This is a genomic window from Paraburkholderia sp. 32, from assembly GCF_050435345.1.
GTDB lineage: Bacteria > Pseudomonadota > Gammaproteobacteria > Burkholderiales > Burkholderiaceae > Paraburkholderia > Paraburkholderia tuberum.
In genome coordinates this window covers 3686868-3708390 of sequence record NZ_JBNDKD010000003.1, presented here as the reverse complement: position 1 = coordinate 3708390, position 21523 = coordinate 3686868, and the positions used below count along the sequence as shown (strand labels likewise).

Genomic DNA, 21523 nt, shown 5'->3' with positions numbered 1-21523 from the left:
CGCGCGTCGCGGCTGTCGAGCTTTGCGCTGAACTTGCCGCGGTTTCGCTTTCAGATGGCTTGCGTCAATCGAGCTCGGGCCGCTCGATCAGCGCGGCCGGCCGCGGCTCGCTCGCGCCGCCGTGCGCGCCGGTCTGGCGGTCGATCCAGTTGCGGCGATCCTCGCGCGGCGTGACGCCGAAGCGCTCCCGATACGCATTCGAAAAGTGCGCCGCCGACGCAAACCCGCATGCGAGGCTGATCTGCACGACGGATTTGCTGGTGCGCTGCAATTGCGTGCGTGCCTTCGACAGCCGCAGCCCCAGATAGTATTTGGACGGCATCGAGCCGAGATACTGGCGAAACAGGCGCTCGAGCTGCCGCCGCGAGACGCCTACGAAGCCGGCGATTTCATCGGTGGTCAGCGGGTCCTCGATATTGGCTTCCATCAGCAGCAGCGCGTCGTTCAGGCGCGGGTGGCGCTCGCCCGGCGCGGTCACGAACGGAATGCGCTGACGCTCCTCGCCCGCGCGCAGCACGCCTACGCCGAGCGTATCGGCGATGCGCTCCGCGAGTTCGGGCCCGTGCTCGCGGCCGATCATCGCGAGCATGAAGTCGACGGTCGCCTGGCCGCCCGCGCAGGTCGCGCGATCGCGATCGATTTCGAAGATCTGCTGCGTGACGATCGAGCGTTCGAACTGTTCGGAGAACTGCTGATAGGTTTCCCAGTTCACGCTGACGCGATAGCCGGACAGTTGCCCCGCCATCGCGAGCCACCACACGCCGTGGTGGATACCGGTGACGAGCGGCGTGCGCTGACCGACGCGCGCGAGGCTCGCGAGAAACAGACGATAGTCGGCGAACTGCTGGAACCGCTCGCTGACGATGATCAGCCAGTCACACGCGATCGCGTCGCCGAACGCGGCATCGGCCGGCCATTGCGCGCCGCCCGCGAGCGGCACCGCGCGGCCGTCCCACGAACATACCTGCACGCGATACAGCGCACGGCCGTCGATTTCATTGGCGAGACTGAGCGCGTCGACGATCGGCCCGACGCCCGACATCGACACGGGCGGCAGTGCCACGATCGCGACCTGGGTCGTGCGAGCCGGGCTGGACGTGCGGGCCATCGGGTGTCCGTAAAAAGCGAGCCGCGCGCTACTTCAGGCTGCCGGACAGGAACTGCTTCAGGCGCTCGCTGCGCGGCGCGCTCAGCACCTCGGCGGGATTGCCCTCTTCCTCGGTGCGGCCCTGGTGCAGGAACATCACGTGGTTCGACACGTTGCGCGCGAAGCCCATTTCATGCGTGACGACGATCATCGTGCGGCCTTCCTCGGCGAGCTTCTGCATCACCTTCAGCACTTCGCCGACCAGTTCGGGGTCGAGCGCGGAGGTCGGCTCGTCGAACAGCATCACGTCCGGGTCCATCGCGAGCGCGCGCGCGATCGCGACACGCTGCTGCTGGCCGCCCGACAGATGCGACGGATACTGCTTCTCGAGACGCGGCGCGAGCCCGACCTTCTCCAGATACTCGCGCGCCCGATCCTCGGCCTCCTTGCGCTTCAGACCGAGCACATGAATCGGCGCTTCGATCACGTTCTCGAGCACGTTCATGTGCGCCCACAGGTTGAAGTGCTGGAACACCATCGCGAGCTTCGTGCGGATGCGCTGAAGCTGCTTGTGATCGGCGACTTCGAGATTGCCGGCGCGATCGGTCTTCGTCTTGACCGCTTCGCCGTCGACGATGATCTGCCCGGCGTTCGGCCGCTCGAGAAAATTGATGCAACGCAGGAAAGTGCTCTTGCCCGAGCCGCTCGCGCCGATGATGCTGATCACGTCGCCCTTGTTCGCGTTGAGCGACACGCCCTTGAGCACTTCGTTGTCGCCGTAGCGCTTGTGGATGTCCTGTACGGCGAGCTTGCAAGCTTCGGTTTGAGTGGTATGGAGCAAGATGCTCTCCCAGTGAGAATACGGATCGGTCTGGTGCGGACGCCGCCCTGCCGAAGCTCGAGGCGCCCGATGCTATGTCGTCAACGCGCGCTCAGTGCGTGCGCACCGCGAGATGCGCGAGCCAGCGACGCTCGGCACGCCTGAACAGCGCGACGAGCGCGAACGACACCACGAGATAAATCAGCGCCGCGAGCCCGAACGCGTTGAACGACTGGTAGGTCGCCGAGTTCGCGTCGCGCGCGACCTTCAGGATGTCGGGCACCGTGGCCGTGAACGCGACCGTCGTCGCATGCAGCATCAGGATCACTTCGTTACTGTACAACGGCAACGCGCGGCGCAGCGCGGACGGTATCACAATGCGCCGGTACATCGTGAACGCGCTCATGCCGTAGGCACGCGCCGCCTCGACTTCGCCGTGCGAGGTCGAGCGGATCGCGCCCGCGAAAATCTCGGTCGTGTACGCGCAGGTGTTCAAGGCGAACGCGAGGATCGCACAGTGAAAGCCGCTGCGAAAGAACGCGTCGAGCAGACTGTGCGAGCGCACGAACGCGAGACTGTACACGCCGGTGTAGATCAACAGCAGTTGGACGTAGAGCGGCGTGCCGCGAAATACGTAGGTGTACAGACGTACCGGCGTCGACAGCCAGCGCTTCTTCGACACGCGCGCGACCGCGAGCGGCACGGCGCACACGAAGCCGATCGCGATCGACGCGACCAGCAGCCACAGCGTGACCGCGAGACCCGACAGGCGTTGCCCGTCCCAGAACAGATACGCCTTCCAGAATTGATTGAGGATGTCGATCATGACGCTCAGAGCTCCGCGTGTCGCACGCCGATCGAATAGCGGCGGTTCAGCCAGATCAGCACGAGGTTCGATACGGTGGTGATCGCCAGATAGATCAGCGCGGCGACGAGGATGAAGAAGAACATGTTGAAGGTACTCTTGCCCGCGTCCTGCGCGGCCTTGACGACGTCGGCGAGACCGATGATCGACACGAGCGCGGTGGCCTTCACGAGCACCTGCCAGTTGTTGCCGATGCCGGGCAGCGCGAAGCGCATCATCTGCGGGAACAGGATGCGCGTGAACACGCGCACGCCGCTCATGCCGTACGCGCTGCCCGCTTCGAGCTGGCCGCGCGGCACCGCGAGAAAGGCGCCGCGAAAAGTCTCGGTGAAATACGCGCCGTAGATGAAACCGAGCGTCAGCACGCCGGCCACGAACGGATCGATGTCGATCTGCTCGATGTTGAACATGTCGGTCAGATCATTGAGCCAGATCTGGATGCTGTAGAACAGCAGCAGCATCAGCACGAGGTCGGGCACCGAGCGGATCAGCGTCGTGTAGCCGGTCGCGATGACCCGCAGGGGCCGGTTGAACGAGAGTTTCGCCGCCGCGCCCGCGAGGCCGAGCAACACAGCGGCCGCCAGCGACAGAACGGACAGCTCGATCGTCTGGAGCGTGCCGGCGAGCAGCACGGGACCAAAGCCGTATAGGAACACGCGTGTCTCCATCCAGGTTCGTAGAATTGGCGCGGATGGCGGCGGCTTCATGGGCTGCTCGCTGCTCCGGCATGGCGCGGAGTCTCGCAAGCCGAAATCAATTTCTCAAATACCGGGCGAGCGGTTTGCTGCGACGCAACATGACACTTCGACGCCCGACGGAACGCTCGTAGCGCTTGGTTTCATGGGGGTTATCGTGTTGTCGCACGCGCGGCGCGCGCCTGGCCGTGCGGCGATTTCGCAAGTTTCGGGTCGCTTTTTCGATAGGCCGCGCCGACGGCGGTGGCACCGCCCGAACGCGTCGCGCTGTTGCATCAGCGCGTTCACGCCGGCTCCGACGCCTGACAGCTCGCGCTCAGTCGAGCCCGAGCCGCGCGCGAATCGCCGGCAGCATCTGCTCGACCGCCTCGCGCCCTTCCTCGATGGCTGGCGCCGCGCGATGAAAATCGAAGATGCCCATGCCGCCGAGACGCGGCTGGATCAGGATATCGGCCGGTTCGCCAGCGAGCCGGCTGCGCGTGATACGCACCTGCATGATGTCGATGCTTTGCGCGATCGAGCTCAGCATCGACGGCACCTGCGCGCTTGGCTTCGGCGGCACGCGCACGTCGTCGGTGGCGCTCGCCTCCGCCGGCGCGAGCCAGCGCGGCCATGGCTTGCCGTTGCGGCGCAGCGCGACGGGCGGCGGCGCGGTGGGATCGAGCGCGGGCGTTTGAATGACCGGGCCGCCGAAATCGCGGCCGTTCAGGATGTCGTTGTTCAGATCGATCGCGATCACGCAGTCCGCGCGCATGCCCCGCGCGACCGACACCGGCACCGGATTGCTGAGCCCGCCGTCGACGAGCCACACGCCGTTGTGCCATACCGGCGTGAAGATGCCCGGAATCGCAATCGACGCGCGCACCGAGTCGATCGTGCTGCCGTCCTGCAGCCAGATTTCGCGGCCCGTGTCGAGTTCGGTCGCGACCGCCGCGAACGGCATGTGCAGTTGCGCGATCGAGCAGCCGGCGAATTTGTCGGCGAATAGCTGGATCACCTTGCGCCCGCCAAGCAGGCCGCCCGAGATGCGCAGATCGAGCAGCCGCACCACGGTCTGCCACGTGAGGCGCGACACCCACTCCTCGAGCCAGTCGAGATCGCCGTTCGCATAGACCGCGCCGACCAGCGCGCCGATCGACGTGCCGCACACGACGTCGGGCCTGATGCCCGCGTCTTGCAGCGCGCGAATCGCGCCGATATGCGCCCAGCCGCGCGCGGCGCCGCCCCCCAACACCAGCCCGATCCGGCTGTATCGACGTCGACGTATCATGCCTACCCCGCTTTTTCGGCCCGCTTATCCGGCCGTCTTCTGATCGACATTGCCCCCGCCTATCGCCCGCGGATCACATCCGAGCGTGACGTGGTGTACACCCTCTGGTTCCGGTCGAAGTGAACGTTGAAGATGCCTTCTTCGGTCACGCCGCCCTCGCGCCATTTCCAGCTCCACACGGTTTCCGGCTTCAGCGGAAACACCGCCACCTGTCCAGGCTTGCCAAGCAAGCGCCGCACCTCGTCCTCGGTCATGCCCGAGCGAACCTGCGCGAAGTTGTCCGCGGTCAGCACCTGCGTGATCGCCTGCAGCTTGCCGTCGCGATCGATGTCGACCATGTAGGTGTTCAGGCCTTGCGGGCCGCGCGGATATTCGAAGCGCTTCGAGCCGTCGGTGAAGGTGCGCGTGGTCTCGGGCTTGCCCATCTGCGCGAGGATTTGCGCTTCGGTCGTGACGCCCGGCGTCATGTTCTTGAGCAGCAACGCGTCCGGTTTGACGGCGTTGAAAAAGTCCTTGAGTTTTTGCACGGCTTGATCGCTCTGCTGTTGGTCGCAGCCGGTCAGCGCAAAGCACGCTATCAGTAGCGTGACGCCCAGCGGTTTGAGGCTCACTTCGGTTCCTGTCCGGAGGTGTGGGATCTGTCGTCGCGGCGCCTGGCCGGTCTGTAGTGTGTACTACAAGGATAACCGCGCACGGAGAAAACCGCGAGCAACGCGGGCGCGACGGGTGCGGCTACGCACGCAACGTGTTGCGCGTAGCACTAATGGACCGGCTGAGGTCCGTCGAGATGGGCACGCCAGAAGCAAAAAGGCGACGCTGTGTACAGCGTCGCCATGTCGGTCGATAGGATCAACCGAAAGTGACGGCGGCTCATTAGCCGCCTTGCGCGAGGCACCGCGGACGACGCGCAGCGGTCTGCTCCAGACGAAGCGATGAGCAACCTTGGCTACTCACCTTGCGCCATCGCCGAATGACAAACCGCTGCCTTTTATGGCCGCCCTGGTCCCTCGAAAAGCCTTCCAGATGCCGCTAATCTAAACGCATCGGAGGCTTTCGACGAGAGCGCGTTTACACCGAATCGGCAGAAGATTCGCGTGGCGCAAGAGGGGTGCCGGATGGCCGGCCCCCGGATCGCCGGCCGCCGGATGGCCGGCCCATCAAATCACACGAAAGCCGTGCGTGCCGTCGCGCGCGAGTTGCGCGACGAGCCCATGCTCCCACTCCAGATACGCGCTCATCGCTTCGCGCGCGTTCTCGGTGCCCTCATACGGCCGCTGATAACGATCGATTCGCGGCGACGCCATCCGCGTGCCGCCCGACTCCACGGGCAGGCCCGCGTCGATCCACGCGATCGTGCCGCCGCGCAGCACCTGCACCGGCCGCCCGGTCGCCGCGGCGAGCTCCGGCGCGACGAAGCGCGCGAGCACGTCGCTGCCGCACGTGAGCACATAGCGCTTCGCGTCGGGCAGCGTGCGCAGCGCGTCGGCGAGCTGACTGCGGATCACGAACCACGCGCCCGGAATATGCCGCCTCAGATAGTGCGTGCTGCTCGTGAAATCGAGCACGACGGTTCCCGTCGACTGCAGCAGCGCGGCGAGCTCGGCCGGCGCGATGTCGTCGACGTCGGGCGGCGTGACCGCGTTGCGCGCCAACGGCGCCATGCCCTTCTCGGCGAAATCGGCCGCCGTCAGGCCATCGACCACGTACACCTCTACGTTCATCTGCGCGAGCCACGATGCGGTCATGTTCGCGCGCACACCGTCGCTGTCCGCGAGGATCACGCGCGCGCCGCGCACCGTCACGAACAGGTCGGTTTCCTGCACGAGCTGGCCGCCTGGCGCGCTGCGAAAACCGGGAACGTGGCCCGCCTCGTATTCCTCGGGGTTGCGAACGTCGAAGCGATAGACGGTACGCATCGCTTCGTCGGCCCAGCGGCGCGCTTCGTCGCGCGACGTGCGGCGCACGCGCGCCCGGTCGGCAAGCGCGCGCGCGCCGTCTGCCGCGGCCAGACGGGAAGCGTCGTCGACCGCGCCTTCGACACGCCGCGCGCTGCCGTGCGCGAGCGGTTGACCGGCGAGCGTCCAGCCCATCGTGCCGTTGCGCAGCGCGGCCACCGGATTCGGCACGCCCGCGTTGATCAGCGACTGCGCGCCGATGATGCTGCGCGTGCGCCCCGCGCAATTGACGATGATGCGCGTGGCCGGATCCGGCGCGAGCTGCCTGGCGCGCAGCACCAGCTCCGCGCCCGGCACGCTGATGCTGCCGGGGATGTTCATGATCTGAAACTCGTCGAAGCGGCGCGCGTCGAGCACCACGACATCGGCCTCGCGATCGAGCAGCGCCTGCACCTGCTGCGCGGACAGCGACGGCGTATGACGCACGCTTTCGACCAGTTCGCCGAACGCCTTGCTCGGCACGTTGACATCCTTGAACAACTCGCCGCCCGCTTCGCGCCAGCCTTGCAGGCCGCCTTCTAGCAAGGCGACGTTGGTATAGCCGAGTTCGGCGAAGCGCTCGGCCGCACGCCTCGCGAGGCCTTCGCCGGCATCGAACACGACGATCGGCACGGCCGGGCGAGGCAGCCGCAGCGGCGCGTCGAGTTCGAGCCGCGACAGCGGCAGATTGGCGGCGAACAACGGATGACTGCGCGCGTGCGGATCTTCCTCACGCACGTCGACGAGCGCGATCTCCTCGCGGTCGAGCAATGCGTGGGACACGTCTTGGAATGACCGGGTACGAAACTCTTTGACGACATTCATGGGATCGGGAACTCCTTCGCTACATTCCGGATGTCCGGCAACGGGTCGCGTCACCGCACCGATACTTAACCGTACACTCGAATTCCGATCGGCGCACGGTCACTCGCTGGATTGCTGATTCGGGCGCACTGCGAATGCGAAGCACCGCCGCACGAACACGCACGCGCAATTTCCGCGCCATGGGTCGCGCCTCAGTGCGCCTCATCGGTCCTGCCGACCCTTCGGTCGACAGGGGCATCGCCGCGCCGCCAGCAGAAAAGGCGCCGCTTTGCCACAATGCCCCATCGCGCAAAAGCGCCGCCCATCGCAATCAACAGACAATGATCCCCTTCTCGGTTCTCGATCTTTCGCCGGTCACCGCGGGTGCCACGCCGGCTGACGCGTTCAGGAACACACTGTCACTCGCGCAGCACGCGGAAAAGCTGAACTACAAGCGTTACTGGCTCGCCGAGCATCACAACATGACCGGTATCGCGAGCGCGGCGACCTCGGTCGTGATCGGCTACGTGGCCGGCGGCACGAAGACGATTCGCGTCGGCTCCGGCGGCATCATGCTGCCGAACCATGCGCCGCTCGTGATCGCCGAGCAGTTCGGCACGCTCGCGTCGCTGTATCCGGGGCGGATCGATCTCGGCCTCGGCCGCGCGCCCGGCACCGATCAGACCACCGCTCGCGCGCTGCGCCGCGATCTCCAGGCGAGCGCCGAAACCTTCCCCGACGACGTCGTCGAATTGCAACGGTATTTCGCTGAGCCGGTCGCGGGCCAGCGCATTCGCGCGGTGCCGGGCGCGGGCCTGAACGTGCCGCTGTGGCTGCTCGGTTCGTCGCTGTACAGCGCGCAACTGGCCGCGGCGCTCGGGCTACCGTTCGCGTTCGCGTCGCACTTCGCGCCCGATTACATGATGACCGCGTTGCAGGTGTATCGCACGCAGTTCCGGCCGTCCGCGACGCTGGCGAAGCCCTATGCGATGGTCGGCGTCAATCTGTTCGCCGCCGACACGAACGACGAAGCCGCACGCCTGTTCACGTCGCTGCAGCAGCAGTTCATCAATCTGCGGCGCGGCACGCCGGGACAATTGCAGCCGCCGGTCGAGCGGCTCGACGCGTCGGAGATGGAGTTGAACAACGTCGCGCGTGCGCTCGCCTGCACGGTGCTCGGCGATCGCGACGCAATCCGCGAAGGTCTGCAATCGATCATCGAGCAGACCGGCGCGAACGAGTTGATGCTGACCGCGCAGATTTACGATCACGCCGCGCGGCTGCGCTCGTTCGAGATCGGCGCCGAGGTGCGCGATGAAATGATGGCGGCCAGATAAGCGGTTCGCGAACCGATCGGCGGACACGGCGACGCACGAAAAAAGGGCGGCTCATGGCAAGCCGCCCTTGTCTTTGCACTGAGTTGGGGCCGGTCGTGTGAGAAGTCGGCCCAATGCCTTCGCGGTCTAGAAGGCGCTCTTTATAACGCCCCCGTCGGCCCGCAACGCGGCTCCCGTCGTGGCCGACGAAAGCGGACTGGCGATATAGGCCACGAGCGACGCGATTTCCTGCGGCGAACCGAATCGCTTGATGAGCGAGGTGGGACGGACCTTCTCGAAGAACTCTGTTTCGAACGCTTCAAACGATTTGCCGTCGGCCTTGGCAAGGGTCTCCACGAATTCACCCACTCCACGCGATTTCGTCGGCCCCGGCAGCACGCTATTGACCGTAATGCCCGTGCCGGCAACGGCTTCGGCGAGCCCCCGCGAGACCGCCAGCTGCGCGGTTTTCGTCATCCCGTAGTGGATCATTTCTGCTGGAATCTGCACCGCGCTTTCGCTCGAAATGAAAATGATGCGCCCCCAGTTGGCCTGCCTCATCGCAGGCAAAAACAGGCGAGCGAGGCGTACCCCACTCAAGACATTGACGTCGAAGAACCGCTGCCAGTCCGCATCGGGAATCTCTTCAAACGGCTTGGGCTCGAAGATGCCGAGGTTGTTGACCAGAATTTCCACGTCCGGATAGCGTCGCGCGAGCTCTTCTGCTGAAGCGGCGGTACTGAGATCGCCCGCAAATCCCTGCACGTCGCTGCCCGTCTGCGCTTTCAGCTGCGCGACCACGTCGTCCACAGATGACTGGGCGCGGCCGTTCACGATCACACGAGCGCCCTCCTGCGCCAACGTGCTGGCGATAGCGAGACCGATGCCGGCTGTGCTGCCGCTCACCAGTGCGAGCTTGCCTGTCAGGTTCAGGTCCATGAGTGATTTCCTTTCAATGGATGAATTAAAAATGGCGACATCGGGTCTTGAACGTCGGATGCCGCCAGGAGGTTCACGTACGTGTAATCGATGCGCCACCATCGACCAGTGAGGCGGTTCGGTCAGGAACGCCTGCGATTCGTTGCTGTTGTAGGAGAAGGAAAGCAAGGCCATGTCAGCGATTTTCCAACTTCGTTTGGCTAAGTGATGGTGGCGCCCAAACTCGCATCATCGCGATTCACTGGGGATGCGCGCTCCGCGCAGATCACGCCCGGATGGCATGACATGTGCGTTGTGTGCTGCAAGCAGCCGGCCGCTTAAATGTTTGTACAACCCTCTTGTTCAAGGAGACACATCATGAACACGCTGACCATCGACGACATCCAGAACACTGCAGAACTTGATCACCAGGAGATGACCAAAATTCAAGGTGGCCGGATGAAACTACCCGGCCAGCACATCGGCTCGATCCTCACGTCCACTGATGGCGACCCTGTCGGCGTCTATGTCGACGGCGTGCTGCAAAACTCGGTCACCGACGGCTTCTACCACGGCTGACAGCAAAGGAGGCGCGCAGCCCTGCGCGCCCGATGCCGTCGGTGTAGCAGCCTACCTGTCGTGAAGCTGGCTCACCAGGTAATCGATGAGCGCACGTGCTCGAGACGGTAAAAAACGGCTCGACGGATAAAGCAGCCAGACCGGTCCCATATATGTACGGGCCTCGAATTCCCAGTCGGTCAGCACCCGGAGAATGTCGCCCCTCGAAATCGCCTGCGCAGCAGCAAAATCGGGCAAGCTCGCAATGCCCAGGCCATGCAGCGCAGCATCCAATCGCGCGCCCGCATCATTGGCGATGTATCGCCCCTTCACTTCGACCGACTGTGTCTCAGAGTCGCGGCGGAAATGCCATCGATTGTCGTCGACCGTCTCCCCTAGATACATGCATGCATGCCGAGCAAGGTCGTGCGGCTCGGCCGGGGTCCCCCGTTCCGCGAGATAGGCAGGTGACGCGCATAGAACCCATTTGACCGCTCCAAGTCGCCGGGCAGCAAGGCCTGGCGGAGGCGAACGCGTGAGTCGGATCACCATATCGACATCGTCACGTAGCGGATCGACTTCGTGGTCGGCGAAGACCAGATGGACATCCACGTCGGGCCACATGCGCAGAAATTCGGGAACAAGCGGATGGATGACAGATCTCGCAAATGAAATCGGCGCACTGATGCTGACCTTGCCTCGCGGATCACCCGTCACTTGTCCAGCGACGTCGACGGCGCCCGACGCTGCGCCGACCATATCCCGGCAATACCGGTAGATCTGCGCGCCTGAATCCGTCAAACGGATGCTACGGGTCGAGCGCTCAAGCAACCGCGTGCCAAGCGAATCCTCAAGGCGCTTGATCTGCCGACTGACAGTCGACGGTGTACTGCCCAGTTGCCGCGCGGCAATGGAGAAGTTGCCGGCGTCGACAACCCTCGCAAACGTCGCCATGTCGGGTAGCAACGCAAAGAGTTCATTGGGATTCATCGCGACCCTCGCACCCTCACCAGCTATTTGTGCATCTCAAACATAAAAGATGTTCCACTGACCCGGATTATATTTGTCAATGCAATACCCGACAATTTGGGCCGTTCGAATGAAAAACAGAAGGTCCGTCATGTCGAAGCAAAAGAGCCCGTTATGGATATCCGACCTGATGCTGCTTGCGGTCGCGATGGTGTGGGGCACCAGTTATGGGGTCGTGAAAGGCGCGCTCACGATCTATCCCGTGCTCGGTCTGCTGGCGTTGCGCTTCGGGCTGACGTTCCTCGTGTTGTCGCCGGCGTTGCGCTCGCTCCGACACGTCAAAGCGTCCGCCTTGCTGGGCGCGCTCGGCTCCAGTGCAATCCTGCTCGGCATCTTTTTGGCCGAGACTTTCGGGATAGCGCACACACGCGCGTCGAATGCGGCGTTCCTTATCAGTCTGTGTGTCGCGCTTACGCCGCTGGTCGAATGGGTGTTGCTACGACGAAAGCCGTCGAGTGGCGAATGGATCGCCGTGGGCCTGTCGCTGACGGGCGCCGCGTTCGTGAGCGCAGGCGTGATCATTCCGACCGCGGGCGACGCGCTGATTCTTCTTGCGGCGTTACTGCGTGCGCTGATGGTGTGCGTGACCAAGCGTGTGATGCGCGAATCGGAACTTGCTCCGCTGTCGGTGACGGCGGTCCAGGCAGGCGTCGTTGCATTGGGCAGTGTCCTGGCGACGTTCGTGCTGCCGTCACAACATTGGGATGCGCTGCCGTCGCTCAGTGGGCACGGTGACTTCTGGGCGAGCATCGCTTACCTCGTGCTCGCCTGTACGTTGTTCGCTTTCTTCGCACAGAACTTCGCCGTCAAGCGCAGCAACCCAACGCGCGTCGCTTTGCTGATGGGAAGCGAGCCCGCGTTCGGCGCGCTATTCGCATACGTATGGCTCGGTGAGCATCTTTCTGGCTGGGCATGGTTTGGCGGAGGTCTGATGGTACTTGCATCGGTGCTGGCGGCGGTTCCGTTTAAAAGGGACGCCAACGCGGCACTTGAAATGCATCCCGCCACTTCGGTTGACGGTTAGGCTGTCTTCAGGGCGCAAGCAGTTCCTGGCCGACTAGAGCCTGTCCGCAAGCGTCCTCCGTGGAAATCCGCGACGAGCCATAAAGTAGCAACCAGGACGTTTCGCCTGGCGGTGAACGACGCAGGAGTACGGTAGCGGGACAGAAGGCCCTTTGAACGCTCAACGATTGGTCGGCACCGCCGCGAGTCCATCGAGCAGTGCCTGATGAAACGCTTCCGGGTCCTGCATCTGCGGCGCGTGACCGAGCCCCGCGAACTCGACCAGCGTCGCATGGGGAATCGCCTTCGCGGCCGCGCGGCCCAATTCGGGGTAATGGCCGAGCTTCGCGCGCACCTCGGGCGGCGAGGCGTCCTTGCCGATCGCCGTCGTGTCCTTCTGGCCGATCAGCAGCAGCGTCGGCATGCTGAGCTGGCCCAGCTCATAAAAAAACAGGTTGCGCACAACGGTCATCACAATAAACTTTTCGCCGATGCCCCCCAAATTCCTATCCCATAAGGCTTTGAGCGGAATACAGGTGTGCCAGAGGCAGCAAAATGATTGTTCGCGGATCTCCCGGGAAAGGCGCTTCCCGACCCGGAGCGGTCGTCGGTCCTCCGCAAAAGGAGACATTCGCGAACTTTGCCACGCTGACCTAAACCCGTTGCGTAGCCTTTTGGGATGTAGATTGCTACGACATGAAATTTATCCGCAACGCCGCATTTCTGGAAGGGCCAGCTGAATGCGAGCCTCTGCCTGACGGCGAGCGTCGGCACGTGGCCGCGTACAGCCGGCGCGTCGGACGCATGGCGACCCGCTCCAGTCGTTCGGACGGCAATTGCGAATGGCTGCTCTAAGTTGGATATCCGACGGTTAATCGTCGTGCTTAGATATTCTGGTCGTCACCAGTCATAGCTTCGCGCGTGCCGAGTCAGAGGATCACACTGCTGCCGCATCCACGATGCAGCGCATGAAATATTCGGAGGGTCGCGTCTGGATCGCACCTGCGCGCTGCATCAACTGCAGCTTCAGATCGCGTGTCGTTTCAACGAAGTCGAGCCTGCGGAACTGCCCGCGCACATTGACAGCGCCGATCGCGTGCAACGACCACGCAATGACTGCGTCGAACGTTATCGCGAGACTATAAAGAAGCGCCTGCGACGTGCAAAGTGTCATTCGTTGCGGCGGCGGCAAGCCGTGCCGGCGAAACAACTCGGCAACGTAAATTGGGTACGCGCCGGTGGTATCGGAGTGCAGCCACTCGGCATCACAAAGATCTGCCAGCGAGGTTGCTTGAGCCAGCAGACCATTTTGCCTTACCGCAAACGCTAGGGGATACACCGCGAGGTCAGTAACCTGCATGGCGGAATCAGAGAGTACCTCAGCTGATGTGCCCAACGCAAAATCGAGCGTCCCCTGGCGCAGGTTGTCGAGCAACCTCGTGGTCGTCTGCTCCAGGAATGTGACTCTGATCTGAGGCATGTCCTTTCGAAACCGCTCATAGGCGCCCGGCAGCAGGGTGAGCGCAGTGATGGGCGTCACCCCGACGGTAATTTTCCCTTCCAGCGCGCCCTTTTCCATCGCCATCTGTTCCTCGGCGCGCTCCAGCTCGCCGACGATTAACCGCGCACGTCGCACTAGCGATTCACCGGTGGACGTCAACGTCACACCGGTAACGCTGCGGCCAAGCAAGGTGATCCCGATATCCGACTCGAGTTCGCGGATTGCTTTGGTGACTGCCGGCTGGCTGACGAATAGCGACCGGGCTGCGCCGGCGATGCTGCCCTGATCCGCGACCGCGACTAACGCGCGAAGTTGATGGAGTTTCATCGATCTCTATTTCCAGGCGAAAAACCATAACCAATGGTTATGGGCATGAAAGTTTATCAGTTTTTTGTTTACCCCCACCCCCATAGACTGCCGTTCGATCCGCGCTGCAGTTGTTGCCGGCGCGGTTATTCGGCCCTATTTGAGGAGGTAGCGTTGTCCCAGACTGTAGATATTCATCCCGAGATTCGCGAACATGCGGCGGAATTTGTTGAGTTGCGTCGGCGCATTCATTCCCATCCAGAAGTTGGCTTCGAAGAACTCGAGACAAGCCGGCTGGTCGCGCAGAAGCTGCAAGCGTGGGGTTACGAGGTGACTGAAGGCGTGGGCGGCACTGGCCTGGTCGGACGCCTGAAGGTCGGCAATGGCTCGCGCAAGATTGGCATCCGCGCCGACATGGACGCGCTGCCCATCCTTGAGGACACCGGCCTGCCTTATGCGAGCAAGACACGCGGGAAGATGCATGCATGTGGTCACGACGGTCACACCGCGATCCTGCTGGCCGCCGCTCACTATCTGGCGCAAACCCGGCGCTTCAACGGCACCTTGAACCTGATTTTCCAGCCCGCTGAAGAAGGTCTGGGTGGGGCGGTGCGCATGCTCGAGGACGGCCTCTTCGAACGGTTCCCGTGCGACGCAATATTCGCTCTCCACAACGCGCCGGGACTGCCGGTCGGGCAGTTTGTCGTGCAAAGCGGCGCGGTGGCTGCCTCGTCCGACACGGTGACGATCGTGCTGACAGGTAAGGGCTGCCACGGCGCCATGCCCCACTTCGGACGGGATCCTGTGGTTGCAGCCGCTAGCATCGTGATGGCGCTTCAGACCATCGTTTCACGCAACATTTCGACGGCGGACGCGGCGGTCGTAACCGTAGGCGCGATCATGGCCGGCACGGCTCATAACGTCGTGCCGTCGACGGCCAGAATCCTTGTAACCGTGCGCGCGCGCAACAAGGAGGTGCAGGCGCTGATTGAATCCCGTCTGCGCGAGATCGTCGAATTCCAGGCTCGCAGCCTGGGCGTCACCGCGGAGATCGACTACAAACCAATTTCTCGCGTCCTCGTGAATACGCCGCAAGAGACGGCATTGGCTCGTGAAGCGGCTATCGCGGTGGTCGGTGCTGAAAATATTTTCCCGGCGCCGCCGGGGAGGATGGGCGGGGAGGACTTCTCCTGGATGCTCGAGAGAGTGCCCGGTTGCTACGTCGCGCTGGGCAACGGCGCGCAAGGCCACGGCAGTTGCATGCTTCACAACCCGGGCTATGACTTCAACGACGAAGCCCTGCCGATCGGCGCCAGCTATTGGGCCCGCTTAGTCGAGCAGTATCTGGCTGCGTGACGACAGCACCTATCTACTAATCATTTCGTGATCTCGATGAAAAATAAGAAGAGTGTTTTCGTTGCGGGGATAGCCTTGTTCTCTCACGCTGCGTATCCGGACTCGTTCATTCAGTCTCAGCAGTTCACCTTACCGCAATACAACAGCCAACTCTCCAGCAACGGGATCGCGCTCTATGGCGTAGTCGACATGAGCATCAATTACCAGAGCGTCGGCGCAAAAAAGCTCTGGCAGATGCAAAGCGGTGGCACACATACGTCACAATTCGGCCTGTTTGGGCGGGAGGATCTGGGAGGCGGACTGAAGGCCGAATTCAATCTGGAGAACGGATTCGAGGCCAACAACGGCAGCCTGCAGACGAGCCAGACCCTGTTCGATCGCGAGGCATGGGTCGGCCTGAATTCAACGAGCTGGGGCGTGGTGCGGTTGGGCCGCCAGACCACCGCGTCTCTTCCCGATGTGGCCGACCCGTTCGGAGAGGTCGTCACCAACTCGGTTGTCACGTGGCTGGCCGGTGGCGTCGTGCAGACCAGTAAGGGTGTCGGCTACAATGCCGACCTCGGTCCAGGGTCGAGCCAGGTGCTGGTTCGGGTCAGCAACGCGGTGACCTGGACCACGCCGCGCGTTGGGGGGCTGGGTGCGACGTTCCTCTATGCGTTCAACGGTACCCAAGGTGTTTCGCCGTATGCGTCTAACCAGGGGGTCGTTGCCTCGTGGACGAACGGTTCGCTGTACGTAGCGGCTGACTATAACCAGGTCTGGAGCACACCGGTTGCCACGTCCTCAGGAACGCAGACCGTGCGCAACGATGCCTATGGCGTCGCAGCGATCTACGACGTGGGCAGTTATGTACTTTCGGCTGGATTTGCCCAGGTAGCGCCTCGCCTCGCGGGAAATGGCATTGCGCGCTCGTACATGCTGGGCGCGACGCTGCCCTACGGACACAATGTGCTGCGCGCGTCGGTCGTCTATCGCGATACGTCAGGTGTTCGGGACAGCGCAGGGCGACTGGCTCAAGATTCGGCGCTAGGTGCAATGCTCGGCTATGACTACACCCTGTCGAAGCGTACTGGCCTCTATGCCCGGGCCGGTTTTATCCGGAACTATGGCATCTCGTCCGTGTTGCTAAACGGTACGTCGTTGCCGACACAACCGAACTCGGCATCGCCTGAGCAAGGCACCACGCCGATGACCGTATCCCTCGGTATGTATCACAAGTTCTGAGCCTGAGCACAGCGGGCCGGCACAGGTCAGTGCGACCAGATGCCGACGCTGTGCCCTCTGCCCCACAGCGTCTGAAGGGACCCATGAAGACAATCAGTACTCCCAGCGCGCAATTGCGCGACCCGTTATCCGCCGTTCGCGTCGATCCGTCTTCACGTCGAAGGGTCATTCTCGCGACGGCGCTCGGCAACGCCCTCGAATTTTTCGACTTCACGGTCTACAGCTTTTTTGCTGCGCTTATCGGCAAGCTCTTTTTCCCGGTCGGCGGGCTGCACGGTCCGCTTTTGCTGTCGTTCGCGACCTTCGGTGTCGGTTTCGTGATCCGTCCAATTGGTGGCATCGTGATCGGTGCCTACGCGGATCGCCGGGGCCGCAAAGCCGCGATGACCCTGACGATCCTGTTGATGGCGCTAGGCACTGCAATCATCGGCCTGACGCCGACCTATGCGCAGATCGGTCTCGCTGCGCCGCTTCTGATTCTGGCCGGTCGGCTCATCCAGGGTTTTTCGGCGGGTGGCGAGGTCGGGGCTTCAACGACATTCCTGATGGAATCGGCCGCGCCGGGCACTCGCGGCTATCTGGTCAGTTGGCAGATGGCGAGTCAGGGTGCCTCAGCGCTTGCAGGCGCATTTTGCGCACTGCTATTGACGCATGCGTTGTCGTCAGCCGCCCTCGAAAGCTGGGGTTGGCGCGTGCCATTCCTGTTGGGCCTGTTGATCGGTCCGATTGGCCTATATATCCGTCAGAACCTGAACGAAACGCACCACGCAACGCCGCCCATGGCTAGTCGTGCTTGCATGGAAACGCAATACGATGTGCGCCATATCGTCCTTGGCACGTTGCTGATGCTTGGCGGTACGTCGTCGATGTATATCATTGTTTTCTATTTGCCATCGTATCTGACAAACGTCGTTCATCTGTCAGCGGCGACAGCATTCTTGCCGAGCGGGGTCGCTGGTCTGATGCTGATGGTGGCGTCACCATTGTGCGGCAGGCTTACGGATAGGCTGAAACGACGCAAGCCGATGCTTTATATCACCGGCGTGGCTAGCGTTCTGGTGCTTTACCCGGTGTTTGCGATAATGCTTCGGGCACCGGCCATGGTTACGATCCTTCCGGGCGTGGCGCTCATCATGGCCCTCAAAGTACTGGCCAGTCCGGGCGGGTTTCTGCTCCTGCTCGAGAGGTTTCCGCGAGGAATCCGTGGGCGGTCATTGGGCATCATCTACAGTCTTGGGGTCACCCTTTTCGGCGGCTTTGCCCCCTTCGTTGTGACATGGCTTATCAGCGTGACAAAAAACGCCTATGCCCCAGTCTGGTATATGGGCGTGTGTGGGCTAATCAGCCTGGTCGCTCTGCCGATGTTCGAAGAAAGAGCCGCCGATTGATCGCTGTGTCACGGCTTCGCTAGTGATCCGGAGCGGTATATCTATTTCAAAACAAATCGTCCCGTCGAAGAAATCGCCGCCCGGGCACATGTTTAGCCGGTGACCAATAGCCGGTCCAAAGGCAGCTAGGCCTCTCGGATTCGGACGTTCGCGAGAGTACTAGGAGTGACCGTTGATGGCCGGGTGCTGTCCGATGCAAATCGCATATTTCTCGCTTTGCTCCTCGACCGCCGTGGTCGGCAGCATGCGACCCGGAGCGGTCGATCAGAGTCCGAAATCAAACGTCCGCTGTCGGTACGATTTCGGCCCGTCAACACAACCTCGTTGAACATTGCCTCATGGCCGAACCGTGGCCGACGATGAACTGCCTAGCGGCCCGGCACGAACAACCCGCCGCGCCTCGAAACCGTCGTGGCACGGTGTTCCTTTTGCGCAAAGGTGATTTCGATGTCCGGCACTTCCGGCGCCAACGCCCCGCGCCTAAAGTCAGGTCAGCCTTCGGATGCGGATCCTCACAAATGGAACCGCGCGAAGCCCCCTCAAAACTCAAAAGGAGCAAAACCATGCTGACCAGGACATCCCCCGCGCTTCTCACCAAACCGAATGTCGCCACGGAAGACGCGCAATACTTCGAATACACTTCGTCCGCCAATCCGATTGGTGCGAAGCTCATCTCGCGTGTGCCGTTCTGCAGCTTCTCGCCTTCGCTTTATGCAGACGGCGCAACCCGAGTCGTGCCGCTTGACCTGTCTGCGGAGTTGGGCTGCCCGGGTCCCGCGACCGGTCCCGGCTTGAGCGCCAACTTCCTGCGCATCAATGCGGGCGACGCGTTGACACTCGATCCCAATGCGACCTCGCAGGTCTGCTACGTCATTAGCGGAGCGGGTAGCGTGCAGCAGTCCGAAACGAGCTTCCCCTTTTCGATGGGCGATTTCTTCACGCTCCCAGGCGGCCATGCCACGGTGCTGTCCGCTGCTGCGACGGCCACGCTCTATTACGTCAATGACGCGCCGCTGCTCACCTATCTTGGTACCACCGGGGTACATGCGCGCTTTGCGCCGACACGCTATCCGGCCGCCGAGGCGCAGGCAGCACTGCGCGCGGTCGCGGAACAAGCGAACGCGGGTCGTCGCAACCGCATCAGCGTACTAATGGGCAACACCAACTTTCCGCAGACGCGCACGGTCACGCATGTGTTGTGGGCGATGTTCGGCATCGTGCCGCCCAACTCGGTGCAGAAGCCGCACCGGCACCAGTCGATTGCACTCGACTTCATCGCCAGCGGCAAGCCGGGTGTCTATACGCTGGTCGGAACGGAACTGGACAGGGATGGCAATATCGTGAACCCGACCCGCGTCGATTGGAAAACGGGGATGGCATTCGTCACGCCGCCGGGACACTGGCATGCGCATTTGAACGAAACGAACGAAAACGCCTATGTGATTCCAATCCAGGATGCAGGCTTGCAGACTTACCTGCGCACGCTAGACATCCGCTTCGCCCATCAAGGCTGACGCTCCAGTGCGAGGCCGTCGTCCCAGTACGGCGGCTCGCCAAACGACTCGGCATAGAAATCCACGAAGGCGCGCACCTTCGACGAGACGATCTTCTTCGGTGGGTAGACCGCCCAGACCGCGGGTTCGGCTCGTCCGGTGCGTGCTTCCCATTCCGGTAGCACGTGCTGCAAGCGTCCTCCGCGCAGGGCCGTAGAGGCGAGCCATGTCGGCAGGAGCGCCACGCCACAACCGGCCACGGCGAGCGCGAGCACGGCTTCGGAGTCGTCAGCGCGCAAGCGCCCCTGCAACTCCACCAGCACCTGTTCCTGTTCTTGCGACGCCCGCGCGTCCGCGGTGACCAGCGTGAAATACCATTTGTCGTCCGGGACCAGGGACACGCGAAGCGCATCGCGCGCGGCCAGATCGCCAGGCACACGCGGCGTGCCGCTACGCGCGAAATACGCCGGGCTGCCACAGACGATACGACGATGCGGTGCCAGGCGCCTCGCCATCAATGACGAATCGGGCAGCACGCCGGTACGGATCGCCACATCAATGCCCGCATCGATCATGTTGAGCGTTTCGTCCGTAGAGACGATGTCGAGGTCGATATCAGGATAGCGCGCCATGAAGGCCGGCAGATGCGGCACGATGTGCAGGCGGCCGAATGCCGGTGGCATTGTCACGCGCAGCACGCCTTGTGGCGTGCGATTTAGCGACGATGTCACTTCGCGCGCGTCATCGAGTGCTTGCAACGCTAACAAGGCATGTTCACGAAACAGCCGGCCGCCTTCTGTCAGGACGAGGCCGCGCGTCGACCGGTTGAATCCGCCGAGGACAGGCAGACGCTCGACGCCAGGAACAGTCAGGATTCTGAGCTAGCGGCGCCTTAACAATGAGAAAGTTACGCTCCGGGACCCGCATATTTGGCCTTTTCCCGTTGCCCTGCCAGAATGCAGCCCACGCCCACTCTCCGGAGATCGCATGGAATTGCGACAGTTACGATATTTCGTCAGCGTCGTGGAGCACGGAAGCATGGGCAAGGCGGCGCTCGAACTCGGCGTGGTCACATCCGCGCTGAGCCAGCAGATCAGCCGGCTGGAGAGCGAGCTATCGACCCGTCTGCTGCAGCGCACGTCTAGCGGCGTGGTGCCAACCGACGCTGGGCTCGCGTTCTGGCGGCAAGCGCAGCTTGCACTGCGTCACGTCGACGATGCAGCGCTTGCCGCCCGTCAGGCCCGTCTTTCGGGCCATGTGAGCGTAGGCCTCGCACCGAGTACGACGGGCGTACTGGGCCTGGCCTTCATGCAGGCGATGCGCGAACGCTACCCCGACGTCCGGCTGCGCATGGTTGAGAGTTTGTCGGGGTATCTTGCTTCCATGCTTGGCGCGAGGCAGATCGATCTCGCGATCCTGTTCCACGAGGAGCCGGCCCAACGTTGGAGCGTCATACCGTTGCTCGACGAGCGGCTGTTCGTAATCGGAGCTAGCACGCTTCACGGCATGCCTGCCGGCTCACAAGTGCACATCGCGAAGCTCGGCGAACTGCCGCTCATTCTGCCGAGCGGATCACACGGCCTGCGCGCGCTGCTGGCCGCCTCATTCAAGCGCGCAAGGTACGAGCCGCGTATCGTCGCCGAAGTCGATGGCCTTGCCATGCTGATGGACGCGGTGCGCGCCGGGCTGGGGGCAACGATCCAGCCAGGCGCGGCGCTGGCGCGCCCGGAGAACGTGACTCTCGCGAGCGTCCCGATCGCGGATGCCGACGCGAGAAGACCGAATCTGATCGTCAGCGTATCCGATGACGAGTTGTCTCCCGCCGGGCTCGCTGCGCGGGTCGTGCTTGCCGACGTCGCCCGGGCGGTCGTAGTCGAAGGCCGCTGGCCGGGCGCGACTCTGCGCTAGAGAACCCTTCACGAAACCTGAAGCCCCCTTGCCGCTTTGCTGATGGCGG

19 protein-coding genes and 1 pseudogene are annotated in these 21523 nt (G+C 63.0%); 8 read left to right on the top strand and 12 right to left on the bottom strand.

Features of this window, described 5'->3' with window-relative positions:
- Positions 1 to 64 precede the first annotated feature (64 nt).
- The 7 genes from OKW26_RS39960 to OKW26_RS39930 all read right to left on the bottom strand — a co-directional run bounded on the left by OKW26_RS39960 (position 65) and on the right by OKW26_RS39930 (position 7496).
- Entirely contained in the window at positions 65 to 1108 is a 1044-nt protein-coding gene (locus tag OKW26_RS39960; RefSeq protein ID WP_429356983.1) for a GlxA family transcriptional regulator, read from the bottom strand.
- Positions 1109 to 1136: 28 nt separating this feature from the next.
- Positions 1137 to 1928 carry an ABC transporter ATP-binding protein gene (locus OKW26_RS39955; protein WP_184044229.1) on the bottom strand — a complete coding sequence of 264 codons (792 nt, stop codon included), beginning with the start codon at positions 1926 to 1928 and terminating at the stop codon, positions 1137 to 1139.
- Positions 1929 to 2019: 91 nt separating this feature from the next.
- Positions 2020 to 2733 (bottom strand): ABC transporter permease, encoded by a 714-nt coding sequence (locus OKW26_RS39950; protein WP_184044231.1) that lies wholly within the window; start codon positions 2731 to 2733, stop codon positions 2020 to 2022.
- A 5-nt stretch (positions 2734 to 2738) separates the two neighbouring features.
- Positions 2739 to 3428, bottom strand: a complete 690-nt coding sequence (locus tag OKW26_RS39945; RefSeq protein ID WP_184044506.1) for an ABC transporter permease — start codon at positions 3426 to 3428, stop codon at positions 2739 to 2741.
- A 355-nt stretch (positions 3429 to 3783) separates the two neighbouring features.
- On the bottom strand, positions 3784 to 4737 hold the full coding sequence (locus OKW26_RS39940; protein WP_184044233.1) for a patatin-like phospholipase family protein: 954 nt from the start codon (positions 4735 to 4737) through the stop codon (positions 3784 to 3786).
- A gap of 59 nt (positions 4738 to 4796) precedes the next feature.
- On the bottom strand, positions 4797 to 5348 hold the full coding sequence (gene bamE / locus OKW26_RS39935) for an outer membrane protein assembly factor BamE domain-containing protein (protein WP_090803993.1): 552 nt from the start codon (positions 5346 to 5348) through the stop codon (positions 4797 to 4799).
- 546 nt (positions 5349 to 5894) lie between these two features.
- On the bottom strand, positions 5895 to 7496 hold the full coding sequence (locus tag OKW26_RS39930; protein ID WP_184062057.1) for a rhodanese-related sulfurtransferase: 1602 nt from the start codon (positions 7494 to 7496) through the stop codon (positions 5895 to 5897).
- Positions 7497 to 7816: 320 nt separating this feature from the next.
- Between OKW26_RS39930 and OKW26_RS39925 the strand changes: the two genes are divergently transcribed.
- A complete protein-coding gene (locus OKW26_RS39925) occupies positions 7817 to 8812 on the top strand; it encodes an LLM class flavin-dependent oxidoreductase (RefSeq protein ID WP_090805675.1) in 996 nt (331 codons plus the stop codon).
- Positions 8813 to 8938: 126 nt separating this feature from the next.
- On the opposite strand, the gene OKW26_RS39920 is transcribed toward OKW26_RS39925, so the two are convergent.
- Entirely contained in the window at positions 8939 to 9730 is a 792-nt protein-coding gene (locus OKW26_RS39920; protein WP_184070003.1) for an SDR family NAD(P)-dependent oxidoreductase, read from the bottom strand.
- Between the two features lie 357 nt (positions 9731 to 10087).
- Between OKW26_RS39920 and OKW26_RS39915 the strand changes: the two genes are divergently transcribed.
- Positions 10088 to 10288 carry a hypothetical protein gene (locus tag OKW26_RS39915; protein WP_429356982.1) on the top strand — a complete coding sequence of 67 codons (201 nt, stop codon included), beginning with the start codon at positions 10088 to 10090 and terminating at the stop codon, positions 10286 to 10288.
- 51 nt (positions 10289 to 10339) lie between these two features.
- Here the strand turns inward: OKW26_RS39915 and OKW26_RS39910 are convergent, their stop codons facing one another.
- Positions 10340 to 11257 carry a LysR family transcriptional regulator gene (locus tag OKW26_RS39910; RefSeq protein WP_429356981.1) on the bottom strand — a complete coding sequence of 306 codons (918 nt, stop codon included), beginning with the start codon at positions 11255 to 11257 and terminating at the stop codon, positions 10340 to 10342.
- 130 nt (positions 11258 to 11387) lie between these two features.
- Between OKW26_RS39910 and OKW26_RS39905 the strand changes: the two genes are divergently transcribed.
- A complete protein-coding gene (locus OKW26_RS39905; RefSeq protein WP_429356980.1) occupies positions 11388 to 12320 on the top strand; it encodes a DMT family transporter in 933 nt (310 codons plus the stop codon).
- Positions 12321 to 12479: 159 nt separating this feature from the next.
- Here OKW26_RS39905 and OKW26_RS39900 read toward each other — a convergent pair.
- Positions 12480 to 12746, bottom strand: a pseudogene (locus tag OKW26_RS39900) (alpha/beta fold hydrolase); the annotation flags it as partial.
- A gap of 489 nt (positions 12747 to 13235) precedes the next feature.
- Positions 13236 to 14126 carry a LysR substrate-binding domain-containing protein gene (locus OKW26_RS39895; RefSeq protein ID WP_429356979.1) on the bottom strand — a complete coding sequence of 297 codons (891 nt, stop codon included), beginning with the start codon at positions 14124 to 14126 and terminating at the stop codon, positions 13236 to 13238.
- A gap of 153 nt (positions 14127 to 14279) precedes the next feature.
- Between OKW26_RS39895 and OKW26_RS39890 the strand changes: the two genes are divergently transcribed.
- From OKW26_RS39890 to OKW26_RS39875, 4 genes are all read left to right on the top strand, one after another.
- Entirely contained in the window at positions 14280 to 15461 is a 1182-nt protein-coding gene (locus OKW26_RS39890) for a M20 aminoacylase family protein (protein ID WP_429356978.1), read from the top strand.
- 36 nt (positions 15462 to 15497) lie between these two features.
- Entirely contained in the window at positions 15498 to 16685 is a 1188-nt protein-coding gene (locus OKW26_RS39885; RefSeq protein ID WP_429356977.1) for a porin, read from the top strand.
- An 83-nt stretch (positions 16686 to 16768) separates the two neighbouring features.
- Positions 16769 to 18073: an MFS transporter gene (locus OKW26_RS39880; RefSeq protein WP_429356976.1), complete on the top strand. Its 1305-nt coding sequence runs from the start codon at positions 16769 to 16771 to the stop codon at positions 18071 to 18073.
- Between the two features lie 563 nt (positions 18074 to 18636).
- On the top strand, positions 18637 to 19587 hold the full coding sequence (locus tag OKW26_RS39875) for a cupin domain-containing protein (RefSeq protein ID WP_429357175.1): 951 nt from the start codon (positions 18637 to 18639) through the stop codon (positions 19585 to 19587).
- Here OKW26_RS39875 and OKW26_RS39870 read toward each other — a convergent pair.
- On the bottom strand, positions 19578 to 20297 hold the full coding sequence (locus OKW26_RS39870; RefSeq protein ID WP_429356975.1) for a substrate binding domain-containing protein: 720 nt from the start codon (positions 20295 to 20297) through the stop codon (positions 19578 to 19580). The genes OKW26_RS39875 and OKW26_RS39870 overlap by 10 nt on opposite strands.
- 256 nt (positions 20298 to 20553) lie before the next feature.
- On the opposite strand from OKW26_RS39870, the gene OKW26_RS39865 reads away from it, so the two are divergent.
- On the top strand, positions 20554 to 21474 hold the full coding sequence (locus OKW26_RS39865) for a LysR family transcriptional regulator (protein WP_429356974.1): 921 nt from the start codon (positions 20554 to 20556) through the stop codon (positions 21472 to 21474).
- Positions 21475 to 21523: the final 49 nt, after the last annotated feature.